Source organism: Phycisphaerae bacterium (genome assembly GCA_012729815.1).
Lineage (GTDB): Bacteria > Planctomycetota > Phycisphaerae > JAAYCJ01 > JAAYCJ01 > JAAYCJ01.
Genome location: JAAYCJ010000344.1, coordinates 1 through 3,706 on the forward strand (window position 1 = coordinate 1; position 3,706 = coordinate 3,706).

2 protein-coding genes are annotated in these 3,706 nt (G+C 62.9%); both read left to right on the forward strand.

Annotated features, from left to right (window positions below):
* The coding region (locus GXY33_21900) for a hypothetical protein (GenBank protein NLX07802.1) at positions 1-170 on the forward strand (170 nt) is incomplete at its 5' end.
* 112 nt (positions 171-282) lie between these two features.
* Positions 283-3,706, forward strand: a 3,424-nt coding sequence (locus GXY33_21905) for a hypothetical protein (protein ID NLX07803.1), incomplete at its 3' end; no start/stop codon positions are given.

Genomic DNA, 3,706 nt, shown 5'->3' on the forward strand with positions numbered 1-3,706 from the left:
AGCCGAGTTGCCCTTCGCTGAACCTCTGGGGCAGAGGCGCCGTCGAGTTGGAGGGCGATCGCAGCCGGCGCCACCACAACAGCGACAATGTCATGTTCGGCGACCTCCACGTCAAGTGGATGGATAGTCTGATCTACCCGTGCTACGCCGGCGAATATCGATGGGAATAACGTGGGTACATCCTCCGGACGCACCACTCCCTCTTGATAGGCAGACTCAACAATGAGCACCCGCTGCAATCCCGCAGGGCGCGTCCTCCGGGCGCACCAGCCTCTGGCGAGCATGCTGTTGTCTTTCCTTTTGACCGCAGCCGCGACCGCGGCCGAGGTTCAGACGGTGGAAGCGGCGGCCTACGCCCATCCGTTCGAGCCGTCGTTTTCCGATTCGGTGAAGAATTGGAGCGACGAGAAGTACGATTTATTCTGCGGCAAGCGTCCGGCGGTGTATCTGAACGGCTGGTGGAAGCTGATCAAGCTTCGCGACACGCAGGAGAATCCAGCCGACGACTACGGTACACAAAATGGTTTTGCCGAGCGCGGTTTCGACGATGGCGAGTGGGTGAGTGTCTTTGTTCCGTGGAACTGGAACGCCGGCGACGAGTTTCGCGGGGTCGGCTGGTATCGGCGGACGTTCACCGTTCCGGCTGAGCATCGCGGGCGGCGGTTGGTCTTGCGATTCAGCCACGTGCTCGACGAGGCGACGGTGTTCATTAACGGCCGACAAATCGGCAGGCACAAGATGGCCTACTACAGCGAGGACCGCGCCGCGTATGGCGCGTTCGCGTTCGATATCACCGAGGCCGTCGAACTCGGCGCGGAGAACACGATCGCCGTTCGCGCGTATCACAATCCAGCCGGGCGCTGGCACGGCGGAATATGGCAGCCGGTCCAGATCGACGTGATGCCGCGGTTGTTCACCGAGGGGATTGTCGTCACGCCGCGGCCCGCGGAGAAGAAGCTCGATCTTCGCTGTCGATTCGACAACGGAACCGGCGCGGAACATACGGTCGATCTGGCGGTGGAGTTGAGCGGCTGGGAGTCGTACCGCTATCAGTCGCCCGATCCGATTGCACCATGCGAGATCGCATTGGGCAGGACAACGATTCCGGCAGGGATCGGCGAACAGTCGTTCACCATCGACGTTCCGAATCCCGTCGAATGGACTTACGAGCGTCCCAACCTCTATCACGTCAAGCTGGTCGGCGGCGGCGAGACGATCGGTCAGACGCGGTTCGGATACCGCCAGTTCACGTGCGACGGCACGACCATTCGCCTCAACGGCAAGAAGCTCTGGATTCCAGGCGAGCAGCTTGAACACGGCGGTTACGCCAAGCGGTGCGACCTGTGGCCGTTCAACCAGGACCTGAACCGCGAAGAGGGCGGTTACGGTGGGAGTTCGTTCACTAACGCGTCGATCAACCTGACCGAATGGTTCGAGCGTCACAGGAACGTCAATTTGCTTTTGATCCGGGCGCACTCGGACTGCTGGACGGAACCGATGTTCGACGTGGCCGACGAGCTCGGCGTGCTGGTCTATCCGGAACTGCCGCACGTGGAGAACCAAACCATTCCACACGATCGGGGCGGCGGCTCGGTCTTTGATAGGTTCGTCAAGAACGGGCAGCTTCCCGATGACGTGAAGGGTCAGTATGCCCGCCGGATTTACGCCCATTGGAACCATCCGTCGATCTGGGCGTTCAGCCTCGGCAACGAGCTTTACGGGAGCCAGTTCAGCGAGTACCTCTGCGCCGCCTACGACTACCTGAAGCACGAGGTCGGCATTCCCGTGCCGCTGACGCAGTCGGGCCGGTACTACGCCCAGCGGTCCGACGATCCGTTCACGGCGAAGGTCGATTTCTTCGACGACCATTTCTATTCGACGTGGGAGGCGCTGTGGAGCGACATCGAGACGCGGAGCGCCCATCTTGGCGCGTACATTCACGGGAAGCTGGACCGGCCGTGGTACAACGGCGAGTGTTTCGGTCTTTTCCGTTGCGAGCACTGGGAGTATTTCTTCAAGTCGCTCAAGCCGGGCCTGCCGGAGATTCCGCGAAAGGAATACGTCGCGTTGTGTCTGCGCGAAGGCTTCAGCGGGCAGAACGCGTACTACTGGCCGCGGGTCAAGGACAACCTGCGGCTCTACGGCATTCGCGGGTTTCTGCGGGAGAAGGACGCCGGCAATCCGCTGCGGGCCGAGTACTACAAGCGGATGGTCGAGTGCCAGCGGCGGTACAATGAGCACGTGGTCGGTTTCGCCACGCATCGTGTCAATCCGACGCGGGCGGAGTGCATGGACGCGTTCGGGCTGGCGATGCGGCGGATCAACAGCCCGCTGTACGCGTGCGCGGATGCGTATTTTTGGCATCATCCGATGGCGGGCGAGGCGTGGTCCACGCGGGTTTACACCTTCAATGACACGCTGAGCGACGCGGCCGATCTTGGGACCGAGGTGTGCGTGCTGGACCCGCAGGGAAAGAGTATTTTCAGTCGTTTGCTGAGCTACGAGAAGATCGGTCAGGGCGAAAAGAGGATCGAGCCGGTGGCTTGGACGATTCCCGGCGACGCGGCGACCGGTCGGTACACGCTGCGTCTGACGCTGTTTCACGAAGGCGAAAAGCTGCTCGACAACGATTACGATCTCTACATCCTCGGGCCGGATGCGCAGCGGGCGGCCATCGACACCGGTGGGCGCAAGGTGGGTTTGTACGTCAAGCCTTCCGATCCGCTCTTTGCCGGCACGCACTACGACAGCGCGGCGACACGCGAGCTTTTCGATCGCCTCCAGATCGCCTATGAGCCGATCGCCGATTTCGATCACCTCGACCGCTACGAGATTCTCGTGATCGGGTTCAACAGCTTCTCGCCGGAGCTGCGCGGCGCGGGCGATGCGATCCGCCGATGGATCGAGGCGGGCGGCAAGCTGCTGTGCCTGGAGCAGACGGATTATATCGGCGTGTTGCCGTTCGCGCGGCAATATCAGCTCGTCGAGACGCGCTCGGCCAATCCCGACCTGATCGTGCCGGAGCATCCGATTTTCGAGGGTCTTGAAAACGTCGAGTGGGACACCTGGGATCGCGAGGATCCCAATCAGCCGTTCACCAGCGACTCGCCGGTGATCGTCCACAAGCACCTGGCGCCGCTGTCCGAGTCCGTGCTGGCCACCAGCGCCTACGGCGGGCGGTTCGGCATGACCGTCGCCGAGGTGCGGATCGGCGAGGGCGTCGCACTGTTCTCGCAGGCGGAGGCGGTCCGGCGCTACGGTCGCGACGCGGCGGCGACGCGCTATCTGGAGAACCTGCTGGGCTATGCGCTGGAGACGACGTGGGACGAGGCGCTGACGCCGAACTACGCGATTCCCCCGATCGCGGGCCCGGAGATCGCCGACTGCCGGATCGATCCGATCGACGCCGATCGGGCGGTGTTTGTCGATCTGCGGGCGGCGGCCAATCGCGGCTTTGCCGACGATAAGGGTCGCGACGGGGAGGGCGGATGGTTCGACGAAGGCAAGGCCCAGGACCTGCGGCTGTTGCCGACCGGCGATCAGACGTTTGAGGGCGTTTCGTTCCGGATCATCGATCCGAACGCCAACGACGGCCGCGGCTGCGTCGTGCTGCACTCGGAGGGCAACGTGCGGTATCCCAAGGGCAATCGGCCCGAGGCGGTCGAGCTTGCGGTGGGTCAGAAGGTTTCGCGCATGGTGTTCCTGG